We start from the raw sequence: 24,383 nt of genomic DNA, 5'->3' as shown, positions 1-24,383 counted from the left end.
GTTAGTTCACATGGCGAGGTTTTTTAATTAGACAATAGTGAATAAAAAGTGCTTATTTATGCAAATTCATTTCCATTTCTTTAAATTTCTCTTTGATTGAATCCTTTGGACCGCCTGTCATAATACTTACCGCAAAGATAGCGACAGTACTAAGAACGAAACCTGGGACAATCGCATATAACCAACTATTAAGCGCCATACCGTTGATTTGGAAAGGACCATATATCCATAAGATGACAGTTAATGCGCCAACGACCATACCAGCAACAGCACCGTTACGGTTCATACCGCGCCATATTAAGCTAAATATGACTAGGGGTCCAAAAGCAGCACCGAATCCAGCCCATGCATTTGATACAAGGCTTAGTACAGAGCTCTCTGGATTAGAAGCTAGTAAAATAGCGATAACAGCAACTAATATAACTGAGATACGACCGACCATTACTTGACGAGCTTCTGGTGCATCTCTATCAAAGAATAGTTTGTAGACATCTTTAGTTAATGAGCTTGATACTACCAAGAGCTGTGATGAAATGGTACTCATAATTGCCGCTAAAATAGCGGCTAACAAGAAACCTGAAACCAGTGGGGTGAATAAAAACTGGGTAAATACTAAGAAAATAGTTTCAGGATCATCTACAGTCATAGCAGTTTTTTGTACATAGGCGCGACCAGCGATACCAGTTATACAAGCGCCAATAAGACTGATAATCATCCAGCTCATACCAATGTTACGTGCCGTTGGGATATCTTTAACAGAACGTATTGCCATGAAACGTACAATAATATGCGGCTGACCAAAATAGCCTAGGCCCCATGCTAGTAAGGAAATAATACCCATGATGGTCATACCACTGGTAATATTAAGTAGGTTTGGATCAATGTTTCGAACGGCTTCAGTAGTTGCTGATACACCACCAAGATCAGTCAAAGCAACAATAGGAACGATCACCATGGCAAATAGCATGATGATACCCTGTACAAAGTCAGTCATTGAGACCGCTAAGAAACCACCAAATAAGGTATAAGCGACGACCACACCAGCAGTCACCCACAGACCAGTACTATAAGATAGATTGAGTGAGCTTTCAAAGAGTTTACCGCCACCAACTAAGCTGGCTGCAGTATAAACAGTAAAGAATAAGATAATAACTACCGCTGATATAACACGCAGCATATGTGATTTGTCTTCAAAGCGGTTAGCAAAATAATCAGGTAGTGTGATGGCATTGTCGGCCACCTCAGTATAGACACGTAATCTTGGCGCAACGATAATGTAGTTTAGGAAAGCACCGATGGTTAACCCAATCGCAATCCAAGCACTAACCACACCGCTAGTATACATGGCGCCCGGTAAACCAAGTAATAGCCAACCGGACATATCTGATGCGCCAGCGGATAATGCGGTTACAGCAGGACCTAAACTACGGCCACCGAGCATATAGCCTTCAGTATCATTGGCTTGCTTAAAATAAGCGTAAATGCCAATCCCAATCATCACTAAGAAATAGGCGCCAAGTGATACCAGCACGCCACTAGAAACTCCGTTCATATAAATTGTCCTTAACCAACTTTATTGGCTGTCATTATTTTTAACGAGAAAAATTAAGTCTTACAAGACGATGTTTAGAAACAATATCTAAAGACGAAAAAAGCCATTAAGTAGGACATAATGGCTTTTATTCAATATCTTCTGTTAGTTTTATATGATTGATGCTGTTCTAGGGCTTATATTTATAAAGTAGTGATTAAAAGACTACTGAAAATACATTTTTCAGCCTACTATGGTAGTTGCCCTCATCTACTAATCACATATAAATATTAGTCACTTATATAACCAATCATTTAAAACCATTAAACCTACTGTTTACTATCATATATTACTAGAACTATTCAATATATGACTATCAGTGTTATTAAGGTAAACTTATGTTATCAAAAAACGTCAGCTGTATTATAACGTATGAGAGTCACAAATGCGAATTCGGCAATTTTTTAAATAATTATGCTCTGTTAAGAGAACACTTAGCATAAGTTAGCAATCTTTTAGCCAGTAACTCTTTACTCGATCGGAGCAAGTAATTCCAATAGAGCAGTAACGCTGTTAGATTGCGTTAGTTTTGGATTGATGACCACGCCTAAATAACGCTGTAATTCGATATTATCGGCCATATCAATACGTTCTAAGTCTTGACTGATCATCGTTTGTGGCAATACTGACCAGCCGAGTCCAACAGAAACCAACATTCGAATAGATTCAAGTGGGTTAGTGCTCATAGTGGCATAAGGCTTTAGGTTGTGCTTAGCAAATTCAGCCAAGGTAATCTGACTGGTAAAGGTATTAGCAGACGGCAAAATAGCAGGGTAGCGTGCCAATTGCTCTAACGTCACATTAGACTTTGTGGCCAAAGGGGATAATGTGCCGGTCATAAAGAAGAGTGGATCTGACCATAGAGTATGATAGCTCAAGCGCTTATCATATACAGGCGGTAATGTTAAAAATGCCAATGATAAATCGCCATCTAACACCGATTTGTGGGCGGTTTCTGAATCCACAAAGTGCACTTCCAACTGTACGGCAGGATAGGCTTGGATAAAGTGCTTTAATACAGGCGCTAAATGATGTAAGCCTATGTGATGACTGGTGCCGATGACGAGCTTTCCGGATACAATGTGCTTAGAATGCTGCAAGTTGATTTTGAAGTTTTCATAATCTTCAAGCCAGCGTTTGGCATGAGGTAACATCTCACTAGCCGCTTGCGTTGGCACAATCCCGCGCCCTACGGTATCAAATAAGGTAATATTGAATTCATCTTCTAAGTTTTTGATGCGTTTACTGACCGCAGGCTGAGTAATAAACAGTTTTTCTGCGGCACCCGAAATACTGCTTGTTTGCATAACAGTGACGAATGTCGTCAAATTTGTGGTATTCACACCGATGTCCTTAGCTACGTAGCGAGCTATAAATAAAAGTTGGCTAACCTAGTCATAATGTATTAGAAATAAAAGTTTGCAACTATGCAAAAATCATCAATTATTATTATAGGATTAGCCTGCTATAATCACAAGACATCAAGACGTATTTATTATATAAATTTGATTATTTGACTATAAAACTTGGTTCGTTGGCCGATTGCAGCGCTTATTATCAAATTACAAATAAAAAGGTCCTAGCTTACTACTGTCTAGACAAACGAAAAATTAAGTTATTAGCAACTAAAAAGGATAGCAACATGGCCGGTCAAACGTTATATGACAAACTTTGGAATGCTCATGAAGTCACTAAGCGAGATGATGGTTCGAGTCTGATTTATATCGACCGCCATTTGCTGCATGAAGTGACGAGTCCGCAGGCATTTGAAGGCTTAGAGCTGGCCAATAGAGCGCCGTGGCGTCTGTCTGCCAATATTGCAAGCCCTGACCATAATGTGCCAACGGTGACTAAAGAGCGCTCAGAGGGTGTTGCAGGTATTAAAGATAAAGTGTCTCGCTTACAAGTACTGACTTTAGATGAAAACTGTACTAAGTTTGATATTGCCGAATTTACCATCAATGACGCCCGTCAAGGCATCTTGCATGTCGTCGGTCCTGAGCAAGGCTTGGTATTGCCCGGTATGACCGTCGTTTGTGGTGATTCTCATACAGCAACACATGGCGCACTAGGTTGCTTGGCGCATGGTATTGGCACATCAGAGGTTGAGCATGTATTGGCAACTCAGTGCTTGATTCAAAAGAAATCAAAAAATATGCAAATCCGCGTCACGGGTAAGCTTGGCGCTGGCGTGACCTCAAAAGACGTGGTACTTGCTATCATCGCAAAAATTGGCACCGCTGGTGGAACAGGACATGCCATTGAATTTGCTGGTCAAGTATTTGAAGACATGACTATGGAAGGGCGCATGACCGTCTGCAATATGGCGATTGAAGCGGGCGCGCGCGTGGGTATGGTTGCCGTTGATGATACGACGATAGATTATGTCAAAGGTCGTCCTTATGCGCCAACTGCTGAGCAATGGCAGCAAGCAGAAACATACTGGCGTACTTTTTATTCAGATGATGACGCCGTATTTGATAGCGTGATTGAGATTGATGGCAGCCAAATAGCACCGCAAGTATCGTGGGGCACGTCACCTGAAATGGTCGTTGATATCACCCAATCAGTGCCAACCCCTGATCAAGCCATTGACGAAGCACAAGAAGAAGGTTGGTTACGCGCTTATACTTACATGGGCTTGCAAGCAGGACAGAAAATTACTGATATTCAGCTTGATCGTATATTTATCGGTTCTTGTACCAACTCACGTATCGAAGATTTGCGTGATGCCGCAGCCGTAATTAAAGGTCGTAAAGTGGCTGATACTATCAAAGAAGCCATCGTCGTTGCGGGCTCTGGGCAAGTGAAGTTGCAAGCGGAAGCAGAAGGCTTGGATACCTTGTTTACCGAGGCAGGTTTCGAATGGCGTGAGCCTGGCTGCTCGATGTGTTTGGCGATGAATGCCGATAAGCTTGAGCCACAAGAGCACTGTGCCTCGACCTCTAACCGTAACTTTGAAGGTCGTCAAGGTAATGGCGGTCGTACGCATTTAGTGAGTCCAGCGATGGCAGCAGCAGCAGCGTTGGCTGGTCATTTTGTGGATGTGCGCACATTCTAAGTGGACACTCAGTTATCGATAACCGGTTATTAGCCATGCTTTAACGGTTACGATTACCTTTATATTAGAGGATGTATTTATGCAAGCTTATAACACTCAAACGGGTATCGTTTGCCCACTTGATCGCGCCAACGTCGATACCGATCAGATTATTGCAAAACAGTTTTTGAAGTCTATTAAACGTACAGGCTTTGGCGTTAATCTATTTGATGATTGGCGTTATCTGGATGAAGGTTATCCGGGTCAAGACAATAGCACACGTATTATTAATCCTGACTTTATTCTAAATCAGCCACGCTATCAAGGTGCTAACATCTTACTGGCGCGCAGAAACTTTGGTTGCGGCTCTAGCCGTGAACATGCGCCTTGGGCGCTTTCAGAGTATGGTTTTCGTACCGTTATTGCGCCGAGCTTTGCCGATATTTTTTATAATAACTGTTTCAAAAATGGCATGCTACCGATTGTATTGAATGAAGAAATCGTTGATAAATTAATGAAAGCGACGTTTGCCAACGAAGGCTATGAATTGACAGCTGATCTTGAGCGTCAAGTCGTTATCACCCCAACGGGCGAAGAATATGCGTTTGAGGTTGATGACTTTCGTAAACACTGTCTGCTAAATGGTCTTGATGATATTGGACTGACTTTACAACAAAGTGGTGCTATTAAAGAATACGAGCATAAAATGATGCAAAAAACGCCTTGGATATTCAATGAAGTTAGAGCTTAGTCATTAACAACGAAATATTAAAAACGAAATATTAATAACGAGCGATTAACAGTAAATGATAAATCAATATTTGTTAATCGCCATAAAGAATAGCTTAGCGCTAATACAGCGTTGAGTTATGGTGATTAAATGGCTAAAATGAATGGTAATCTATTTTTACATTATTATATTTTTCTATCTTATAAATAGTAGCCACCATTATGAATAAAACACGTTTCGCTGTATGGACAAGCACGGCTATGGCCGCAAGCTTATTGTTATCTGGCTGTCAGGCGTTGACTGGCTACCAACAGATAGATCAAGCAGAAAACGCAAAGGCGTGGGCGGGTAATATCAAGCCTGTCGCTGGTGAAGTGAATATTGCCTGCGTCGGCACTTACCACTGCGAGATTGTGCAGATAGATCGCACCTTAGTCATTGCGCCTGATACTCATAAGCCTTTTAATGCCAATATGCTGGTCGCGATGAAGAACGCCAGTGGAAACGGGAAAAGTCGTAATGGCACTAAACATACGCAAGCACCCATGACCATAGATATGACACCGCTCGCTAATAAGAACACGATCAAAATTGTTCCATTATCAGCATCTGGTATGCCAGGGATGACCAATTATTATGCTCGCGTACAGCCTGCTAAACGTGAAGTACATATTAACTTCTATCCAGAAAATAATGTGGGTTATGTAGAACGTTTTGCGATGATTCATGATTTTGTTAACCCCGGTACTTATCAGCTACGTGCTTATCAAAAAAAATCCAGTCAAAACACGGGTAGCTTGTTAGACACAGCATCACCAGAACCTTTATGCGTTGATCTTTATCAAGGCAATACGGTGCAGCGCCGCTTCTGCAAAGAGCTAGGCACTGAGCATCAAGGGGAGTTTGTAGAAACTCGTATGGTTAAGGCGACACCAGCACAATCAAAAGTGAAAGTAAAAGCCAAGGCGTGACTATTAACGCTTAACAGGCAAAATGTGAAAGGCAAGCAGCTTGTCTCTCAATGTTGATTTTGATCGTTTAATACTAACTTTTTGCAGAAAACTTAATAAAATAGACGACTTCTTGTGCAGCTCATTGTGCAAGAAGTCGTTTTTTAGAAAGCTGTCATCAAATGATAGCAAAACTATAAATAAAAACTTACTTACCCACAAGGATCAGTATGGCAACGATTTTAACATTAGCGGGCGATGGTATTGGCCCTGAGATCATGACTCAAGCCATTGATGTGCTCGAAGCTGTCAATCATAAGTTTGCGTTAGGTTTGACCCTTGAGTCTGGATTAATCGGCGGTGTGGCAGTTGATGCAACTGGAGAGCCTTTACCAGAAGAGACGCTACAACGTGCGCGCGCAGCAGATGCGGTGTTATTGGGTGCCGTTGGTGGGCCTAAGTGGGATGGTATTGAGCGCAGCAAACGCCCTGAGCGTGGTCTGCTTAAAATCCGTAGTGAGCTTGGTTTATTTGCCAATTTACGAGTGGCAAAACTTTATCCGCAACTGGTCAATGCTTCTAGTATTAAACCTGAAATTATCTCAGGTCTAGATTTGCTTATCGTCCGTGAATTGACCGGTGGTATTTATTTTGGTGAGCCACGCGGTATCCGCACCCTAGAAAATGGTGAGCAGCAAGGCTATAACACCATGGTTTATAGCACCAGCGAGATTAATCGTATCGGCAAGGTTGCTTTTGAGCTGGCACAAACACGCGCGCAAGCAGCGGGTACACCTGCCAAAGTTTGCTCTATTGATAAAGCTAATGTGTTAGAAGTCACTGAGCTTTGGAAGCAGACGATGATTGAGCTGCAGCAAGCGGACTATGGCGATGTGGCGTTATCGCATATGTATGCCGACAATGCCTGTATGCAACTTATCAAGGATCCTAAACAGTTCGATGTCATGGTAACGGGCAATCTGTTCGGTGATATCTTATCTGACGAAGCGGCTATGCTTACGGGTTCTATCGGTATGCTACCATCAGCCAGTCTCGATGAAGCAGGTAAAGGGATGTATGAGCCTTGCCATGGTTCAGCCCCTGATATCGCAGGACAAGATATAGCCAATCCATTGGCCACCATTTTATCCGTCGCGATGATGCTGCGTTATACCTTTAAACAAGAAGCTGCCGCGCAAGCAATTGAGCAAGCGGTAAGTGATGTCCTTGATGATGGCTTACGTACTGTCGATATCTTAGACCGTAGTGAAGCTGGACTAAAACAAGTAGGCTGTCAGGAAATGGGGCAAGCGGTATTGGCCAAATTGGTCTAGCTGACGCTGCTCTAATATAGACTGGGAATTCGTTAAGACTAATGCATTCGTTTGTTAACGTTTTCGACTGTATTATTCTGATCGTTATAAATTCAGATGTTAGAAATTTTGTCATGATAAACCCATAAGTTGCTGAGCGATTTATGGGTTTTTTTATGCTTCTTTTTATGTGTCTTGAAACAACTCGTTAACGTAAACCTACCTAACCAGACAGCCGCAAAAAAAGCCTTGTTTTAACACAGACACTGCAAGATAAGGGTTTTATTAACATAAAGCTGTCATATCCTCACAGGAGGGTAGTGGCACTATTAGCCACTTGTAAGTACCATGAGATAGTTAGTATCCACTCAAATATTAATGTATCTATTAATATATCAAAGCAATGCGATAGTAATAATTAAAAGTGCTGATAATGTATTAAAAGACTAAAAACAATAACTTTCATCATTTTTAATAGCTAACTTTCTAACAACAAAGTTTTTCATAAAAAATATAATTTTAAAAAGAATTTAGGAGCGTTACATGTATCAATTAACAAAAATTAGCACGGCGATAGCTGCGCTTGGTCTATCAACAGTTCTGTTTATGGCTCAAAGTATCGCCGCGACCAACGACGATAGCGCAAATGTTGCTAATAAAAGCACGCTTAACAATGTCAGTGATATAAGTCCGGTTACCAATGGGGTGAGTCAAAAAGTTGCTGGTAAGAGTAAAGCTGCCGTATCATTAAATAAATTTTTACCTACCATCAAATATACAATAGAAAACCTGCCGGCAGTGGCCCAAAAGATAAACAATGCTACTTGGAAAGAAGGTATGAATCTAGATCGTCATACTGTCACTAAATTGCAAGCTTTATTAAATTGGCATCAAAACGCGGTTGGCCCTGTCGATGGTTATTGGGGAAAGAATACCCGTAAAGCGATGCAAGCCTTTCAAAAGGCCAATGGTTTGACAGTGACGGATACATTGAATAATGAAACGTGGCAAGCATTAACCAAAAACGATAAACTGATGCAGCAACCAGTATTGGTGAGCTATCAGCTCAGTGATGCTGACATTAATATCAAAACGACGACCATTCCAGCGGGTGCAGAGGCCAAAGCCAAGCTTGATGGGTTGTATTATGAAAGCGTGATTGAAGGATTGGCGGAAAAATTTCATATCAGTGAAAGTTATCTTAAAGCGCTCAATCCAAACGCTAGTTTTACAGTAGGCGAGACCATCACAGTATACAATCCGGGCAATCCTAACACCAAGCCGGTTACGCGAGTCGTTGCTGATAAAGCCACCGAAACCCTATATGCGTATGATGATAAGAATAATTTAATTGCCAGCTATCCGGCGACAGTAGGTAGCACAGCTATGCCGTCGCCAACGGGTACGCATACCGTAGAGGTAAAAGTGCATGAGCCTAATTATACTTATAGCGCTGATGATGGTAGTAAGTCTATCCTTCCACCGGGTCCTAATAATCCAGTAGGATTGGTGTGGATAGGCTTAAGTAAGCCTTCATATGGTATTCATGGTTCGCCAGATCCTGCTCGTATCAGTCGTCAAGCATCGGCAGGCTGCATACGTTTGACGAATTGGGATGCATTGGCATTGCTTGGTGTGATACAAAATGGTGCGACAGTTGAATTTAAATAATGGCTTTAAATAATAGCTTTAAGTGATGCATTAAGACTGACGTTTATCATGCAATCTTGATAGGTCGTTATTAAATCATAAGAGCCTATGCTAAAATTTAGACATAAAAATACCGCTTATATTCAGCGGTATTTTTATGGTAAAAGTAAAACAATATTAACTTACTAAAATATGATAGGCAATAATGAGTAGGTTAGCAGTATCATTATTATTATCAGTTAAACCACTCAAGCATTCATAACAATGCTCTTATAACCATTTTAGCAAATAAGAAGTTAGTTTTTACCACGGTAAGTAATGCGACCTTTAGATAGGTCATAAGGGGTCATTTCAACCTTGACTTTATCGCCCGTTAAAATGCGAATGTAATGCTTACGCATCTTACCTGAGATGTGCGCAATGATTTCGTGTCCGTTTTCTAAACGAACTTTAAACAAAGTATTTGGAAGGGTGTCAATGACTTCGCCTTCAAATTCAATAATCTCGTCTTTTGCCATAATTTGTATCATCAATCAATTTAAAATAAGCCCATATTATACGTAAGTTAGTAGATTAAAGCAATACGGAACCTGATTTTTACTTGACAGCCTGTAAGTGATATGTATATCAGTTTATATTAACTAGTCGGGAAGGTTTAGCCAAATGGGTGTTAATGGGGCATTCGGCAGTAATGTTTGAAAGTGCTCAGGATAATAGGCATTAATAAAATACAAACCATCACCAGAAGCGGTGGGCGGTGCAATGGTACGATCTTTTTTAGCCAAAATATTTAAAAAATCTGCTGGTTCTAATTCGTGTCTGCCGATAGCGTATAGCGTTCCCATCAGATTGCGAACCATATGATGTAAGAATCCATCGGCTTGAATATCGAAAACGATAAACTGGCCATGAGCAAAAATATTTGCATGGCTAACATTGCGCACAGGCTGATTGGATTGGCAAGCCGCGGCGCGGTAGCTACTAAAGTCATGAGTACCTACGATATCAGCAGCAGCCAGTTGCATGGCGGCTAGATCAAGTGGCTCATAGATATGGGTTACTTGATGATTGAGAATGGCAGGACGCTGAGTCTGATTGAGGGTGATATAGCGATAACGACGAGCAATGGCTGCAAAACGTGCATGAAAATCTGCGGGCATCGGCTGAACCCAGCGCAAAGCAATATCATCAGGCAATAGACTATTCACACCGCGTAACCAGTTGTTTGTAGGTCGATAGGCATGAGTGACAAAGTGGGCAATCATGTTGCTGGCATGGACACTTGAGTCCGTGCGCCCCGCTGCTACGACTTCTACTGGCTCATTGGCGACGGTACTGATGGCAGTTTCTAATGCTTGTTGTACGCCTAACACCTCTTTTTGACGTTGCCAACCATGATAATGCGTGCCCAAAAATTCGATGGCAATGGCTAATGTATACATCGGTATGTTTTTAGTTTCGATATTTTTAATTTCACTATTTTTAGTTTCGATGCTTGTAGTCTCGGATATTTTCATTTCGGAGCTTATGCCTAAGAGCTTGTAAAGTAAGGAATGGCTAGGGCGTGTTGAATATTTAACACGCCCTAATATTTATTTAGCGTTTTTTAATGCGCGTGCCAGTTTGATTAACGTTATTTAACCAGCGTTGCCGACGTCGTGCTGGGCTATCATAGCGCAATAGTAACCACAGTAGGCGTGCATAAATAGCAGGGATGGTTAAGCGCCCGCCTGCAATGACTTGATAATCGTATTGCCAACTGCCAGCCGCATAATTGTCACTGACACCGCCAAACGGGCATTGGCTGGCACATATCACCATGTGACCTTTTTCGTAAGCCAACTGTAGTGCTTCTGCTAAGTCTGCTGAATAAGGAACATTGCCAGCGCCAAAGCCTAATAAGATAATGCCACAAGGCGGCTGCGATAATAGGGCGCGGAGCTGACTGTTTAATACATCGGTCGCATTTGGCAAACAATATAAAGCATGAACGCAGGCTTGCTCAGCGCGAGCTTGAATATCATCGATTATATCTTGTTGGTCATCAAGCCAATACTGCCGACGCGTATCTGGAAGGGTTTTGATATAACTATTGGCCGGATAAGCGGCTCTTAAGTGACCGGTAAAAGCCATAAAATCATGGCTATGTATCTTTTGTACCGTTTGCGCAGGCCAAGACTCGCCGCCAAAGGCAATCTTCACACCTGACTCACCGGCAGCTGCCAGTTTTAAAGCGTCTTTAAGATTGCTCCAAGCATCACTTTGGGCGTCAATAGCGTAAGAGTGTAGTACTTCACTGTCTAATAACGGGCGCATACTACCAGTGACAACGACACAAATGTCGCTACCAGCAAAGGCTTCTGCTAAGAATGCTCCCAAGTAACTTAAGGTATCAGTGCCGGTGATTAATACAAAGCGTCTACTACCTTGTTCATAAGCTGACAATAGCAGCTTATAAAAATGTACAAAATCGCTAGGAGTAAGTTGGCTACTGTCTTTAATGAGCGTATTGTTAAGCCAAGCAATTGGCAATAGATTAACCGCATTATTTGGATCGGCTAGCAGTTGTTGCAGCGTTGGCAAAAATACTTCTGCTGATAAGGGTGCTAATGGACGACCATAACTGCCAAAAGTGCCGCCAGCATAGATGAGCTGGATCGGTGTAGAGATTGTTTTGGTCATAAAAGAGGATGGCATAATGTTAGCACAATAAATCAAGATGAGAGAAAGGGTAGAGCAGAAAACTTAATCGGAATAGAAAGTATGGCAAGCAGACTCAATGAAAAGCAAAATGCAGCGAATATTTTTTACTAGTAGAATACTCGCTGCTGCAACAGCTCTCTTTAAGCAGTGCGTTCAAGCAATAATTGTGCTTGCTGCTGTTGTTCGCTATTACCTTGAGTCAGGACTTCGTTGAGTAAACGTTTGGCGCTATCATATTCACCCAGTTGGACATACTGACCCGCTAAGTCTAGAGTCACTTGATTGCTGTCTAAAGTTTTGACGAAATCAAAGTCTGCAGCAAACCGTGATGAGAAATCTTCAGCTGTTTCGATAGTAGTTTCAGCAGTAATACCAGTATCACTATAATCAATACCACTGACATCATGGTCGCTTTCAATTTCAACGGGCATTGTCGCTGTTGGAGAGTCTGATAAAGTATCAAAGTCAAAATCATCGTCTATTAGTGTATTGTCATCGAACATAACGGTAGTCGGTGACATGCTAGATACTTCAGTCTTATTATCTTCAAAACTATAGCTTTCACCTAAATCGCCTTCAATATTAAAGTCATCAAAGCTATCTTCAATAACAATAGGTTGCTCAATAGCCGTTTGGTTTTCTGTTTCATTTGATGCATCGATACTGTCAATACCGTCTAAAGATAAAGTAAGTCCATCTTCATTTGTTTGAATCGCGTCTGTAGTGATTTGATCATCGACGCTGACGTTATCTGCTCCAGCATCAATCTCTAAATCTGCCAAATCTAAGACAAAATCTTCCTCATCTAAAGTGATGTCGTTCAAGTTGTCGTTAGCGATAGCGGTGACAGGAGATTCTGTAGAGATATCACTTTGCTCAGACAACTCAAAGTCAAAATCAAAGTCAAAGTCGTTACTGTCTGTGTCTGTAACAGTCGTTGAACTCGCTAGAGTTTCTTCATCTGCTATATCTAGTGTCGTGACAGGTATCACACTAGTATTGTTTTCTAAATCATTTTGACTAAGGTCAAACGCTTGGTCGATGTTATCAAAGTTATCAAAATCGTTCGAAACCGTTGAGGTTTCATCAGTGGCATTTAATAAATCGTTTTCATAATCAACAGGCTGAGTAATAGCAGTATCAAGGGTTGGAGTGTTATTTCCAACTTTATCAGCTGGAATATCAAAATCGATACTTTCAAAGCCAGCATCTTGACTGTTATCTGCTGGTAGAGATTGCTGGGCTATTTGATTTTGTTCCTCAGTAAGCAAAGCTTTTAGCTCATCCGCTTGTGCAATGCTTTTTACGTCATTATGCGCTTTGATAGAGTCATAGACTTTATTGAAATTGTCAGATTGATCTATCGTGGCATATACTGCGAGTAGTTTGAGAGATAATTGGCTATCATGAGGTCTTTCAATCAGACCACGACTGAGTGTTTCAATAGCTTTGTCATAGCGCTGTTGATCCATAAAACGTTGAGCGATCTCAATATGATTAAATTTTTTCTCATCATTGCTACCGACTTGAGCAAGCGTGCCTTCAGAGGCAGCTTGTGTCGATAAAGACTCCGTTCTACCTACCTTTATACTGGGCTGATCTGATGGTTTTTGCGCTTTATTTTTGCGCATGACCAAGACTGCTACAATTAAAATAAGCACCAAACCGGCGATGATATATAGCATATTGTCCATAGTGACTCCCACGCCTACTGTTGCAGTTGACTGCATTGATCAGTTAGGCAATTATTGATTGCGTAATTTTTTTAGACGAGCTTGCAGCTCAGCCAGTTTTTGATTTTGTAATTGCAATTTTCTCGTATAGCTGTCAAGCATGCCATTGGTTTTTGATAAGCGCTGAGCTTGCGACGCTGTACTTTGTCTTGATGATTTGAGAATGGTTAATACATCTGTGCTAAGCCCGTTGCCTGTTGCCATCCCTGCTTTGGTTTTAGTTCCATCTGCGCTACCTTGATGACCAGGAGCGATGACAGAAAACTGTGCTTTTGGCAATGTTTGGGTCTTTGTTACTGCGGGTTTCTCAGTGCGTTTGGCTACTTGAGCGGTCTTGGGCGCAGTCTTAGGTAATGATTTTGACGTGGTTGATTTTTTTGCAACGGGTATGCTGGCTTTCCTATTATATTGTCTCTGCGCGCTAATCGCTGCCTCTAGCTTTTGCTGTGATGGCAGCACATCATAATTGGGTAGGCTTAACTGCGCGTCGGCTTTTAATTGATCAGCATTTTTATTAATGAAAGCGCCAGGGTTTTGCGACTTAATTTCCTTCATGACTGTCTGAATGTCAAGATTGTTTTTCTCTGCGATTTGCTGGGCAATAACCCATAAGCTGTCGTTGCGCTGTACGGTATAATTGACTTCAGCGCTATCTGGTTGATTAGGGACTGTCGCCGCTGCGGCTGCTGTATTTATGCCTATTGTAGAGGCATTGGATGCAACACTATTAGAAGGGATGTTACTAGAGGGCGCGCTATTGAGAGGTGCGTTAGCGACAATGGTATCAGCAGAATTAGCTTGAACTGTTGAAGCAGGGTTATCTAGCGTTGGCGGCATTGTTGCTGTAGGGCTCATTGGTATAGCCGCCATCATGCCTGTACTGCGTTCATCATTAAGCTGTATCTGACGGGTAATTTGTATATTTAATATATCGAACTGCTTGTCAGTCACCGCACCTTCTTCATTATTATCCGACGATAGAATATTAAGGCTGGTTGCTACTGTATTATTGGCGCTTATTTTATTATTTGGAATATTGTCGGTAGTGCTGTTTGTATTTGAAAAGTTCGCTGAGCCAGTATTATTGTTATTTAGGCGACTAGGCGCATAAACCGTAGTATTGCTTTGTGTGGTCGTAGTGACTGCTGCTGGCAAGCTAGAAGATGTAGCAGGTGCTTGCAATTTTGCTGCTGCCAAATCAGACGTTGATGATTTATATGCCGATAATAATAATGGTGGCGGTGTGCCTTGTCTAACGGTTAACGGTTGCGCATTAGTGACAGAAATAACCGGTAAGTTAGGTTTTTTCGCCCCTGTAACAATATTTTCAGAAGGTGTAATGTCATTAGTGGGCATGAGTAACGTCTTAGGAATGACATTACGCTGAGTACCATCATTAATAGCTAACACCACATCTGCAAAGGGTGTGGATACAGGCTTCGTAGTGGTAATAAAAACCTGACCACTGGTGGCTGAAGTCGGCTGAAATCGTACGGTCATAGAGTCAGTGGGGGTCAAACCCATTTGCTGATAAACAGTAGAGTTCGCTAAACTGGCCGAAAAATCGGCTGTTTTAATATCGGTGACCATAATACTGGCGACTAAAGGTTCGTGCTGAGCAGAGGTTACGACGGTTTTGCCAATCGTTGCTGCTTGAGCACTAGATACTAGGGCTGCATAGCCTACTGAATAAAGCAGTGCCATGGATACCGCGCGATGTATCGTAGTCAAGCGATGAGATAAATGACAAGACATGTGCAGCCCTTTAGAGTGAGAGTTATCTTTGTTGTTATAACAAAATAGCGTTTAGTTTACCAGTTTATTCCACTACTGTTGTGATCAATATATTAATTGTTTGCTTAATGTTCACTGTTATCCGTTCGATTTTTTATCAAGCAGCATAGCATCGCCGTAACTAAAAAAACGATACTGCGTTTTAATAGCATGTTTATAAGCCTGCTCGATAGATGCTTTACCTGCAAAGGCTGATACTAACATCAACAAAGTAGACTTCGGTAAGTGAAAGTTCGTTAGTAGTTTATCTATAACCCCAAACTTAAATCCCGGATAAATAAAGATATCTGTATCACCTGACCAGCTAGCCAGTGCTTGTCCATTAACCGCTGTTTTTTGATACGCGGTTTCAAGGACACGTGTCACCGTTGTACCAATAGCGATCACTTGCTTGCCATTGGCGTGTGTTTGATTAATAAGGTCGGCGGTAGCCTGAGGCAAGTGTGCATATTCACTGTGCATGGTGTGATTGAGTAAGTTGTCTGTTTTTACAGGCGCAAAAGTCCCTGCGCCAACATGGAGTGTGACAAATGCTGTGTTAATCCCTTTTGCAGCAAGCCTATCTAACACTATCTCGTCAAAATGTAAGCTCGCTGTCGGTGCTGCTACGCTAGCAAGCTTGGCAGGATCATGAAAGACGGTTTGATAACGAGTATTATCGGTGGCATCAGCATGGCGCTCAAAGTAGGGCGGAATGGGCAGCTCACCATGACGCTCTAAATCAGGCAAGATGGGCGCATCAAAAGCCAAGATAAATAAGTTCTCTTGACGACCAATCATCACGCAATTCATGTGACTGTCAGCAAGCGCTAAACGCTGACCAAGCTTGGGTGCTTTACTGGCTTTAACATGACAAAGGGCGATATGTCTTTCTGTGCTAAGTGTATCGTCTAATGTTGCCCAATCTACAGTCGTACCATTTAAACCAGCAATATCAACCAAGCGCTCAATGAGCACTTCAACTTTTCCGCCTGTATCTTTTTGACCAAATAGACGTGCTTTCATAACTTTGGTGTCGTTAAAGACAATTAAATCGCCCGCGTTTAGCAGCTCAGGCAGCTCTGAAAACAATTTATCTTCAATTTGACTGACATCATCTTTTTTATTACTAGCAGCTAGATACAGTAGCTTTGACGCTGACCGCTGCGCTAATGGATAGCGGGCAATTAACTGATCTGGTAGTTCATAATCGTACTCATCAACACTTAAATACTCTAAAACGTCGTCACTTTTATGGCTATCGTTATTGGCATGAATACTGAGGTTGTTATTTAAGCTTGCTAGTTGAGAATCAGTCATAAGTAGTCTTTAAATAAAGTTGAATTTTGGCGTAATTGTAGCAGAAATGAGAATATTAAAGAACGTTTCCTAAGTGGTTACGGTATATAAAATACCATAAGCAATAGTCTTCTCGTTTATCAAAAGTTTAAACCTGTTTTTATTGAAGACTATTCGTATTACTCGAATAAATCTAACTGCGGTATTACCTGTGTGGCAAGCGTTAACGAAGAGAAGGTCACACCCACAAGTCTGATAGGAAGTTGACGTGGAATATCTAAAAATAGCTTGTCTAACCAGTAGTGAGCGGATTCAGCACTATCAAAAGCGGTGGATAAAGTATGCGAGCGCGTTACTTGAGTAAAGTCAGCGTATTTAATTTTGAGAGTGATGGTATAGGCAATAAGCTGTTTTTTATGCAGCTGATAAAAAGCATCGGCATTTTGCTCATAGATTTGTCTGAGTAGTTCATCATCACGATTTAAATTGTCTCTAAAAGTCGTCTCAGAGCCAACAGATTTGTGCGTACGTTCAGATTTGACGGCACGTTCGTCACGACCATGCGCAATATCATAATAAAACTGTCCGCGCTTACCAAATTCATTAACTAGTATGGCAGCTGGCGTGCGGCGAAGGTCTGCACCGTGGCTGATTCCCATCGCATGCAAGCGCTTTGCTGTTGCTTTGCCAATACCATGAAAACGCTCAATAGGCAGTGTGCTAATAAAGGCGTCGGCATCCGCTGGCGTGATAACCGCGGTACCATTAGGCTTATTAATGTCAGAGGCGATTTTTGCAAGCATCTTGTTAAATGAGACACCTGCAGAGGCGTTCAGACCTGTTTGCTCTAAAATTTGCGCCCGTAGCCAATTTGCCATTAATGTCGCTGAGCCTTTATGAACAGATAACCCGGTCACATCAAGATACGCTTCATCTAATGATAACGGCTCAACATGCGACGTCAGGCTGTACATAATGCGGCGGATATCGCTACTGACGGCGCGGTAAACATCAAAGCGTGGTGGTACAAATATGACTTCTGGACAACGATTTTTTGCCTCATAACACGACATGGCGGAACGCACGCCAAACTTACGCACTTCGTAACTGGCAGCGGCAACCACTCCGCGTCCATTTGGGTCGCCACCGACGACCAATGGTTTGCCACGTAGCTCAGGGAAATCGCGCTGTTCCACACTGGCATAGAAAGCATCCATATCGATGTGGATAATCTTGCGAAGGATTGGTTGGTTGATGGGTGTCATGAGTACTATTTTACCTGATTTTATGACTCTGTTTTAGTCTCTGTTGCTCGATTGAAAAATAGTTTATAAAGATATGGTGAACAATATTCAGGTAAGAGAAATGGTCGCACTGCACAGTGTGATCTGACACCATTTTCATCATCAATAACTTGTCTGATGAATTTCAGGAATTTTTGGATAGTAAGTATAGTTAAACAACGAATTGAAGGTTTTGAGTGATATATTTATTAAGAGTATTTAAATTTACTGACCGTTCACATTTCGATCTTGACCGTTCGTCGGGAATAATGTAGTTAATTATTACATTTTTGCTTATACAGCTTTACAATGGAGTGACCAAGATACAAAATATCTATAGAAGAGAGAGTAGAAGAAGTAAACAGCAATTAAATATATAGGTAATTACTCATTGTGTTTGCTTGACAACAAACGGATTTGCATCATTTATATTAGGTTCATTGATTCAATAACGATAAAGGTTATTATCAAAAAAAATATATTTAATGATGAATAGCTCAAACTATTGTAAAAGAAGTTAAGGAGCGGGGTATGAATAATGAGTTAGCAGGCAGTGGTTTAACACGCGCATTGCTTGCACGAGGTGATAAACAAGTATGGTGTGCAGTCGATGATGATAGTGATGAGCAAGCAATGATAGGTCACTGTGGTAATGATTTTACCGCTTGTATTGTCTCATTTAAAGATGACTTGTTTTATTGTAGTGGTGGTTCACCATGGCTATTTGCGGTACCGATAAAGATAGTCGCTGTTACCCAATATGAGATGAATCTTTAAGCATTGGATGTGGCAATACTAATATGAGAGTATCAATATAATATAGCCTCCTAATTTGGAGGCTTTATTTTTTGTAGATTAGATTAGACGCTTGGCGCATCAGGTTGCATCATAGGATCAGCATCGGCGAATGCTTTTAGAGCGCGGCAGTGCGTATCAATCTCGACGATATTAGGATAAAGACTGAGGTCTACTTTGAAGCGTCGAGCAGACGACACTTGTGGAATAAGATAGCAATCTGCAAATGTTGGACTGTCGCCATAGCAGAATTTGCCGCGATTTTTATCTTCTGCCAAGCGTTTCTCTAATGCGGAAAAACCTTCACTAATCCAGCGATTACACCACGCCATGACTTCATCTTCACCAACGGTCAGCTCATTGCGTAGGTATTGTAAGATACGGCGATTATTAAGCGGGTGAATATCACAGCCTATCATAGCGCTGAGTGCTCGTACTTGCATACGACCAGCCGCATCTTTAGGTAACAATGGATGATTAGGATATACTTCCTCTAACCATTCTAAAATAGCTGGGCTTTGATAGAGTCGTAAGTCATCAACTTGTAAGACGGGCACTAGACCTTGTGGATTGACCGCTTTGAATGCCGCCTCCAACTGTTTGTCTTCTGCCAAATTAACTGAAATATAGTCATACTCTAAACCTTTAAGGTTCATAGCAATGCGAGTGCGGTAAGAGGTGCTACTGCGAAAATAGCTATAAAGTTCCATCATTATTATTCTCCATTTTGAGCGTGTATCAAACGCTTATCATTATGTATATAATCAGTCGTAATAAGAAATTCGTCAAATCCGTAAGCGCTGTTATTAATAGACAAACACCAATTCGCTTAAACCAATGAGCTTTAAAATGTCATCATCAGATAATGCCTTACTATCAAATCATACTTTAACCTCTAGCAAGCCCCAAGGCGGCGTACAGTCACTTGAAATTGGCCTATCGATATTAGATATTCTTATCGCTTATAACGCGCCTATGATGCTAAAAGATATTGCTCAAGCCATGCAGATGCATCCTGCCAAAACCCATCGTTACCTGGTGAGCTTGATTCGTAAAAGCTATGCTCGTCAACTAGACGATGGGCGTTATGGATTGGGCGAACGCGTTGATGCTTTAGGCGCTTTGGGTAATACAGCGCTCAATCAAAATAATCTGTTAGAGCGACTTACCGCTGTCGCCAATGCTATTAAAGATGCTCTAAACTGTGGCGTGCAAATCGCTAAGTGGTTTAGTGAAGGTCCAATTATCATCCAGTCCGTTGAACCGGATAGCCCGATTAGTATCATCACTCGTATTGGCTCACGGATGCCACTCACGACTTCTGCCACAGGGCAGTTGTTTGCCAGTTACCAGTCTGATGCCGTTATTAAGCCATTGGTGCTTGCAGAGTGGCAAGGTAAAGCTAATAATGCAAAAGTATTGAACGATGATGAAACAGCGTCTCGTTGGTTGCAATTTACCCAGCTACAAACCAATATTCGTACCCAAGGCTATGCAACAGTGACTGGTGATATGTTAATGGGGATTAATGCGATTACGATTCCAGTTATCTTGCCGCAGTTTGCCACTAACAGCGCTGATCAAGCTTTTATCGATAATGGCTTATCTCTTGAGAAATTGCCCTTAGAGTATGCCATTACTATCATCGGAACCACAGAGCAGTTGCCGATGAGTGAGCAGCGTAATGTGGTTGAGCAAATATTGGCCATCGCTCAACGCTATCAAATTGCTTAGATAACAATAGCTAAGACAGTCTTAGCTATTGTTATCTAAGCAGTAATTTGAATAAGCAGTAATCTGAACTATTAAAAAACTGTAAAGTATTACTCACCTACAGGTGCAACTTCTCTTGCTTCAGCAAGCTCTTCGGCATGTAAAAACTGCGTATGCGCTGGAGCACGTTTGGTACGCGACCATTCATCAAGCATATCTTGCTTAATCTCTTCAGTAATCATCGATACCTTTTCTTCTGATGTAATATCATCATAGGTGAGTTCCATACGATGACCGTTGGGATCGAAGAAGTAAATAGAATGGAAGATGCCGTGATTGGTCACGCCGATAACATCAATACCGCCTTCCTCTAAATGCTTTTTAGCCGCCATTAAAGTATCACGGTCTTTTACTTTCATCGCTAGATGCTGTACCCAATTTGGGGTATTCGGGTCAAAGCCCATCTCAGGTTGATTGGGTACTTCAAAAAATGCCAACACATTACCGTTACCCGCATCTAAAAACACGTGCATATAGGGGTCAAAGGCTTTGGTTGAGGGTACATGATCTTCAGCAAATGCCAAGATGAAATCCATGTTTAGATGTTTTTTATACCATTCGACGGTTTCTTTAGCGTCTTTACAGCGATAGGCCACATGATGAATTTTTTCAATTTTAAAGGTCATTATCAAACTCCTTTTGATAGGTAATTAAAAAAGCAGTCACAGCAAATGCCATATAATTTCAATTTCAATTTCAACTTCAGCTTTACTGTGACTGGGCTTTTATTGATGAAACGGGTCGGTGCTTTAAATCTTTACCAATCTGATAACTACTCAGAAAAATCAAATTCTAAAGCAGGTAGTACTTTACCGCGTACTTCGCCAAAGCCGACACGGATACCCTCTTTTTCACTATAGCCTTTGATAATGACCGTATCGCCATCTTCAATAAAGCTGCGCGTCTCGCCGCCTTTAAGGGTGACTGGTTTGGTAGCATTCCAAGCAATCTCTAACATTGAGCCATAAGAGTCAGGCGTTGGTCCAGAAATAGTACCTGAACCCATCATATCGCCAACTTCTACTTTACAGCCAGTAATCGTATGATGCGTCAGCTGCTGCGCCATCGACCAGTACATATGCTTGAAGTTAGTTTCACAAATCACCGTCGCTTCATCAGTATTTTCAGGCAATAGCTCTACTGATAAATTAATGTCGTAGCTATTATTGCTGTCTTTTTCGTTGAGATAAGCCAGTGGTTTTGGCTCTTGCGTGGGGCATGGCATCTTGAACGGTGCCAATGCATCCATGGTTACAATCCAAGGCGATACCTCAGAAGCAAAGGTTTTGGCGTTAAATGGACCTAAAGGCACATATTCCCATTTTTGAATATCACGGGCTGACCAATCGTTAAGTAATACCATACCAAAGATATGATCGATAGCATTATCCACTGCAATCGGTTGACCGATGTTGTTGCCTTTACCGACGATAAAAGCTGTTTCGAGCTCAAAATCAAGGCGCTTACAAGGCGAGAAAATAGGGCGTTCATCTGCATTAGGTTTTAGCTGACCAGAGGGGCGTATCACATCACTACCGCTAACGATAACTGTGCTGGCACGTCCGTTATAGCCGACTGGCATCTCAGTCCAGTTAGGTAGTAGGGCATTGCTCGGGTCACGAAACATAGTACCAACGTTGGTCGCGTGCTCTTTAGAAGAATAGAAATCGGTAAAGCCAGGTACTTGAACCGGCAAATGCATGGTGACGTCTGCTTGCTTAAAGAGTGCTTTTTTCTGCAAGTCTTGATTGTCACGCAGGGTATCGTCATCACTCGATAGTAGCGTTTGAATGGTTTTACGTGCCTGAGTCCAATTATCTCGACCAGAATCAATAAAGGCGTTTAGAGTCGGTTGATCAAAATATGACCCGCCATCTAAGCTCAGCAAACCTTCTGCTTCGAGTACGGATAAATCTAATACGTGCTCGCCAATAGCAACACCAGCGCGGCGCTTGCCGTCAGTACTTTCACTGAAAATGCCATAAGGAAGGTTATGAATTGAGAAATCAGAATCGCTAGCGATATCGATAAATGAAGTGAGGTTTTTGTCAATCGTTGACATAGTTTGCTCCTTGCTAAAGTATATAGTGAATTACGTTATGATTAACTACTTACGTATAATGTAATTTATCAAAGTATAGATTGCAAGGGTTTTTATGCAGCGTTTTCATAAACGTCTTTTTTTTCATAATGACTACTAATATTAAGTACACCCGTCCCTATAATTTATGAACTAATGTCTTATAAAATTGCTATAATTTGAGAATTTTATTAACAGTACGTTTAGGACAACACTATGGCAGCTTATATCACCGTAGGCGCGACGACAACTCATGGCGGTAAGGTGATTAGTGGCTCACCACACACGACTCACAACGGTATTCCCATATCGCGTAAAGGCGATAAAGTCGTTTGTAAGAAATGTAAAAAGGTGACGACTATTTTGACAGGGGACGCCTCATTTATTGTGGATGGCGCACCCATTGCCCGTGCAGGAGATGTGACCAGCTGCGGTGCTAAGCTTATTGCGGTTCAGCAGTCGTTCTGTGAATCTGATTTTGAGGTAATGGGGGTTGAGCAACCAGCGCCTATACAGTTTCCTAAATCTGATCCAGAAGCTGTATTCTCTAGCTTAAAAGCTTCTGATGAAAGCTCTGAGATAGAAATATCTGATGATGACTTGTTGGTTTGGGTTGAAGTGTCTACTGAACAAGCATTGAAAGATGGTGGACTTTGGGCAGGTCCTAATACAGGTAAAAGTAAATTAGATACAAGTAAATTTTACCTTGGAGGAGATAAAGACTTACAAAAGGCTTTTGATGAGATTATATCTACTTCACATGGTCGATACATAGTATCAGTAATACAGAATGACGATAGAATTCTTGCCGTTACCTTGGGAAAGGGTAATGGTGTATTTGGTAAAACCATACCATTAATGACATCTCAAGTTATTAACGAACCTAAGCGGTGGGAAATTTGGAAACCAACAGAAAGAGTAGATAAGATTATCATGGAAGTAGAGATTAATATGCAGGATAAAGATCCTTACTTTGTACGTGCGGATCGTGCGGATGGTAAAGGTGTTTATAAACCTAACTTAACAGAGGTTCTTGCACATGAACTTGGACATATAAAAAACTATAGCACTCACGGTAAACTTTTCTATAATCATCTATCAATAGTCCATCAAAATACTATTATGAGACAATTATATAAAAACTCTATTGCCCGTCATCCAAACAAAGAACATGGAGGAGGTTTTGGTAATTAGATCACTTATACCACTTTTGTTTTTTTGCTTAGCAGCGGCTTGTAGCAGTGAAGTAGAACAACCATTCAGTTTGGATTATCTATACAGTGCAGATCCTACAGCTGATGCTCTGAAAGCAATTTCGAAGGGTGATTTACACGTTTATGCCACTTACAGTGGTGGTCCCTACACTCCCGAAATAAAGCGAGGGTGCGTTAGCGATGAAAATATTGTTCCAATAATAGGAACTACACATGGATATGAAACTTATAAGCAGGATCAATTCAATACTTCAGCGGATTTATACGCTAAATATTATAATTTTCAGATTAAAGCTTATCTCATTAGAAACGGAGATAAATGTTTGAGCTGGATAGACTAGGGTTAATTTAGATTGAACGCTTGCTGATACACTCATCAAACATAATCACTCTATAGGAATAATGACAATCTTTGTCATGTTAAAAGGGCTGATATTAGCAGTAATTTCTGATCCA

The 24,383-nt window shown here is 41.4% G+C and carries 20 protein-coding genes; 8 read left to right on the top strand and 12 right to left on the bottom strand.

What is annotated here, in order from left to right:
- Positions 1-52: 52 nt before the first annotated feature.
- A complete protein-coding gene (gene putP, locus DABAL43B_RS09305) occupies positions 53-1,552 on the bottom strand; it encodes a sodium/proline symporter PutP (protein ID WP_079692111.1) in 1,500 nt (499 codons plus the stop codon).
- A 509-nt stretch (positions 1,553-2,061) separates the two neighbouring features.
- Entirely contained in the window at positions 2,062-2,934 is an 873-nt protein-coding gene (locus tag DABAL43B_RS09300) for a LysR family transcriptional regulator (RefSeq protein WP_079692110.1), read from the bottom strand.
- Positions 2,935-3,233: 299 nt separating this feature from the next.
- On the opposite strand from DABAL43B_RS09300, the gene leuC reads away from it, so the two are divergent.
- The 5 genes from leuC to DABAL43B_RS09275 all read left to right on the top strand — a co-directional run bounded on the left by leuC (position 3,234) and on the right by DABAL43B_RS09275 (position 9,295).
- On the top strand, positions 3,234-4,652 hold the full coding sequence (gene leuC, locus DABAL43B_RS09295) for a 3-isopropylmalate dehydratase large subunit (protein WP_079692109.1): 1,419 nt from the start codon (positions 3,234-3,236) through the stop codon (positions 4,650-4,652).
- Positions 4,653-4,731: 79 nt separating this feature from the next.
- Positions 4,732-5,382, top strand: coding sequence for a 3-isopropylmalate dehydratase small subunit (gene leuD, locus DABAL43B_RS09290; protein ID WP_079692108.1), 651 nt, complete (start codon positions 4,732-4,734; stop codon positions 5,380-5,382).
- A 200-nt stretch (positions 5,383-5,582) separates the two neighbouring features.
- Entirely contained in the window at positions 5,583-6,332 is a 750-nt protein-coding gene (locus DABAL43B_RS09285; RefSeq protein ID WP_079692107.1) for a hypothetical protein, read from the top strand.
- A 209-nt stretch (positions 6,333-6,541) separates the two neighbouring features.
- A complete protein-coding gene (leuB, locus tag DABAL43B_RS09280; RefSeq protein ID WP_079692106.1) occupies positions 6,542-7,645 on the top strand; it encodes a 3-isopropylmalate dehydrogenase in 1,104 nt (367 codons plus the stop codon).
- A gap of 522 nt (positions 7,646-8,167) precedes the next feature.
- The gene (locus DABAL43B_RS09275) at positions 8,168-9,295 is read left to right on the top strand and encodes a L,D-transpeptidase family protein (protein WP_079692105.1); all 1,128 of its coding nucleotides are present in this window, start codon (positions 8,168-8,170) and stop codon (positions 9,293-9,295) included.
- A 275-nt stretch (positions 9,296-9,570) separates the two neighbouring features.
- On the opposite strand, the gene infA is transcribed toward DABAL43B_RS09275, so the two are convergent.
- The 7 genes from infA to dinB form a co-directional block, all read right to left on the bottom strand.
- Entirely contained in the window at positions 9,571-9,792 is a 222-nt protein-coding gene (gene infA, locus DABAL43B_RS09270; protein WP_010199824.1) for a translation initiation factor IF-1, read from the bottom strand.
- 123 nt (positions 9,793-9,915) lie between these two features.
- The gene (gene truA / locus DABAL43B_RS09265) at positions 9,916-10,722 is read right to left on the bottom strand and encodes a tRNA pseudouridine(38-40) synthase TruA (protein WP_171996385.1); all 807 of its coding nucleotides are present in this window, start codon (positions 10,720-10,722) and stop codon (positions 9,916-9,918) included.
- 148 nt (positions 10,723-10,870) lie between these two features.
- Entirely contained in the window at positions 10,871-11,956 is a 1,086-nt protein-coding gene (locus DABAL43B_RS09260; RefSeq protein WP_079692104.1) for an asparaginase, read from the bottom strand.
- A gap of 161 nt (positions 11,957-12,117) precedes the next feature.
- On the bottom strand, positions 12,118-13,671 hold the full coding sequence (locus DABAL43B_RS09255; RefSeq protein WP_079692103.1) for a FimV/HubP family polar landmark protein: 1,554 nt from the start codon (positions 13,669-13,671) through the stop codon (positions 12,118-12,120).
- Between the two features lie 51 nt (positions 13,672-13,722).
- Complete coding sequence (locus DABAL43B_RS09250; RefSeq protein ID WP_079692102.1) at positions 13,723-15,465, bottom strand: peptigoglycan-binding protein LysM; 1,743 nt, start codon at positions 15,463-15,465, stop codon at positions 13,723-13,725.
- A gap of 117 nt (positions 15,466-15,582) precedes the next feature.
- A complete protein-coding gene (gene queA / locus DABAL43B_RS09245; protein ID WP_079692101.1) occupies positions 15,583-16,803 on the bottom strand; it encodes a tRNA preQ1(34) S-adenosylmethionine ribosyltransferase-isomerase QueA in 1,221 nt (406 codons plus the stop codon).
- Positions 16,804-16,961: 158 nt separating this feature from the next.
- Complete coding sequence (gene dinB, locus DABAL43B_RS09240) at positions 16,962-18,047, bottom strand: DNA polymerase IV (protein ID WP_079692100.1); 1,086 nt, start codon at positions 18,045-18,047, stop codon at positions 16,962-16,964.
- A gap of 549 nt (positions 18,048-18,596) precedes the next feature.
- Here dinB and DABAL43B_RS09235 point away from each other — a divergent pair.
- Complete coding sequence (locus DABAL43B_RS09235) at positions 18,597-18,842, top strand: hypothetical protein (RefSeq protein WP_079692099.1); 246 nt, start codon at positions 18,597-18,599, stop codon at positions 18,840-18,842.
- A gap of 83 nt (positions 18,843-18,925) precedes the next feature.
- On the opposite strand, the gene maiA is transcribed toward DABAL43B_RS09235, so the two are convergent.
- Positions 18,926-19,570, bottom strand: coding sequence for a maleylacetoacetate isomerase (gene maiA / locus DABAL43B_RS09230; RefSeq protein ID WP_197684693.1), 645 nt, complete (start codon positions 19,568-19,570; stop codon positions 18,926-18,928).
- Between the two features lie 139 nt (positions 19,571-19,709).
- Between maiA and DABAL43B_RS09225 the strand changes: the two genes are divergently transcribed.
- Positions 19,710-20,594, top strand: coding sequence for an IclR family transcriptional regulator (locus tag DABAL43B_RS09225; RefSeq protein WP_079692097.1), 885 nt, complete (start codon positions 19,710-19,712; stop codon positions 20,592-20,594).
- 89 nt (positions 20,595-20,683) lie between these two features.
- Here DABAL43B_RS09225 and DABAL43B_RS09220 read toward each other — a convergent pair whose 3' ends face one another.
- Positions 20,684-21,259 carry a VOC family protein gene (locus DABAL43B_RS09220; protein ID WP_079692096.1) on the bottom strand — a complete coding sequence of 192 codons (576 nt, stop codon included), beginning with the start codon at positions 21,257-21,259 and terminating at the stop codon, positions 20,684-20,686.
- Between the two features lie 146 nt (positions 21,260-21,405).
- Positions 21,406-22,695, bottom strand: a complete 1,290-nt coding sequence (fahA, locus tag DABAL43B_RS09215) for a fumarylacetoacetase (RefSeq protein WP_079692095.1) — start codon at positions 22,693-22,695, stop codon at positions 21,406-21,408.
- A 234-nt stretch (positions 22,696-22,929) separates the two neighbouring features.
- Here fahA and DABAL43B_RS09210 point away from each other — a divergent pair, with 234 nt between their 5' ends.
- Positions 22,930-23,907, top strand: a complete 978-nt coding sequence (locus tag DABAL43B_RS09210) for a PAAR domain-containing protein (protein ID WP_079692094.1) — start codon at positions 22,930-22,932, stop codon at positions 23,905-23,907.
- Positions 23,908-24,383: the final 476 nt, after the last annotated feature.

Origin of the sequence: Psychrobacter sp. DAB_AL43B, from assembly GCF_900168255.1 — a bacterium.
Taxonomy (GTDB): Bacteria; Pseudomonadota; Gammaproteobacteria; order Pseudomonadales; family Moraxellaceae; genus Psychrobacter.
The sequence above is the reverse complement of the archived record's forward strand: the minus strand, read 5'-3'. Positions and strand labels throughout refer to the sequence as shown.

Excerpts from the sequence above, each read along its gene's own strand:
- infA (WP_010199824.1), bottom strand. The coding sequence starts at position 9,792 with ATGGCAAAAGACGAGATTATTGAATTTGAAGGCGAAGTCATTGACACC.
- DABAL43B_RS09225 (WP_079692097.1), top strand. The coding sequence starts at position 19,710 with ATGTCATCATCAGATAATGCCTTACTATCAAATCATACTTTAACCTCT.
- leuC (WP_079692109.1), top strand. The coding sequence starts at position 3,234 with ATGGCCGGTCAAACGTTATATGACAAACTTTGGAATGCTCATGAAGTC.
- DABAL43B_RS09210 (WP_079692094.1), top strand. The coding sequence starts at position 22,930 with ATGGCAGCTTATATCACCGTAGGCGCGACGACAACTCATGGCGGTAAG.
- putP (WP_079692111.1), bottom strand. The coding sequence starts at position 1,552 with ATGAACGGAGTTTCTAGTGGCGTGCTGGTATCACTTGGCGCCTATTTC.
- dinB (WP_079692100.1), bottom strand. The coding sequence starts at position 18,047 with ATGACACCCATCAACCAACCAATCCTTCGCAAGATTATCCACATCGAT.
- maiA (WP_197684693.1), bottom strand. The coding sequence starts at position 19,570 with ATGGAACTTTATAGCTATTTTCGCAGTAGCACCTCTTACCGCACTCGC.
- DABAL43B_RS09255 (WP_079692103.1), bottom strand. The coding sequence starts at position 13,671 with ATGGACAATATGCTATATATCATCGCCGGTTTGGTGCTTATTTTAATT.
- DABAL43B_RS09250 (WP_079692102.1), bottom strand. The coding sequence starts at position 15,465 with ATGTCTTGTCATTTATCTCATCGCTTGACTACGATACATCGCGCGGTA.
- fahA (WP_079692095.1), bottom strand. The coding sequence starts at position 22,695 with ATGTCAACGATTGACAAAAACCTCACTTCATTTATCGATATCGCTAGC.
- DABAL43B_RS09260 (WP_079692104.1), bottom strand. The coding sequence starts at position 11,956 with ATGACCAAAACAATCTCTACACCGATCCAGCTCATCTATGCTGGCGGC.
- DABAL43B_RS09235 (WP_079692099.1), top strand. The coding sequence starts at position 18,597 with ATGAATAATGAGTTAGCAGGCAGTGGTTTAACACGCGCATTGCTTGCA.
- DABAL43B_RS09220 (WP_079692096.1), bottom strand. The coding sequence starts at position 21,259 with ATGACCTTTAAAATTGAAAAAATTCATCATGTGGCCTATCGCTGTAAA.
- leuB (WP_079692106.1), top strand. The coding sequence starts at position 6,542 with ATGGCAACGATTTTAACATTAGCGGGCGATGGTATTGGCCCTGAGATC.
- leuD (WP_079692108.1), top strand. The coding sequence starts at position 4,732 with ATGCAAGCTTATAACACTCAAACGGGTATCGTTTGCCCACTTGATCGC.
- queA (WP_079692101.1), bottom strand. The coding sequence starts at position 16,803 with ATGACTGATTCTCAACTAGCAAGCTTAAATAACAACCTCAGTATTCAT.
- DABAL43B_RS09285 (WP_079692107.1), top strand. The coding sequence starts at position 5,583 with ATGAATAAAACACGTTTCGCTGTATGGACAAGCACGGCTATGGCCGCA.
- DABAL43B_RS09275 (WP_079692105.1), top strand. The coding sequence starts at position 8,168 with ATGTATCAATTAACAAAAATTAGCACGGCGATAGCTGCGCTTGGTCTA.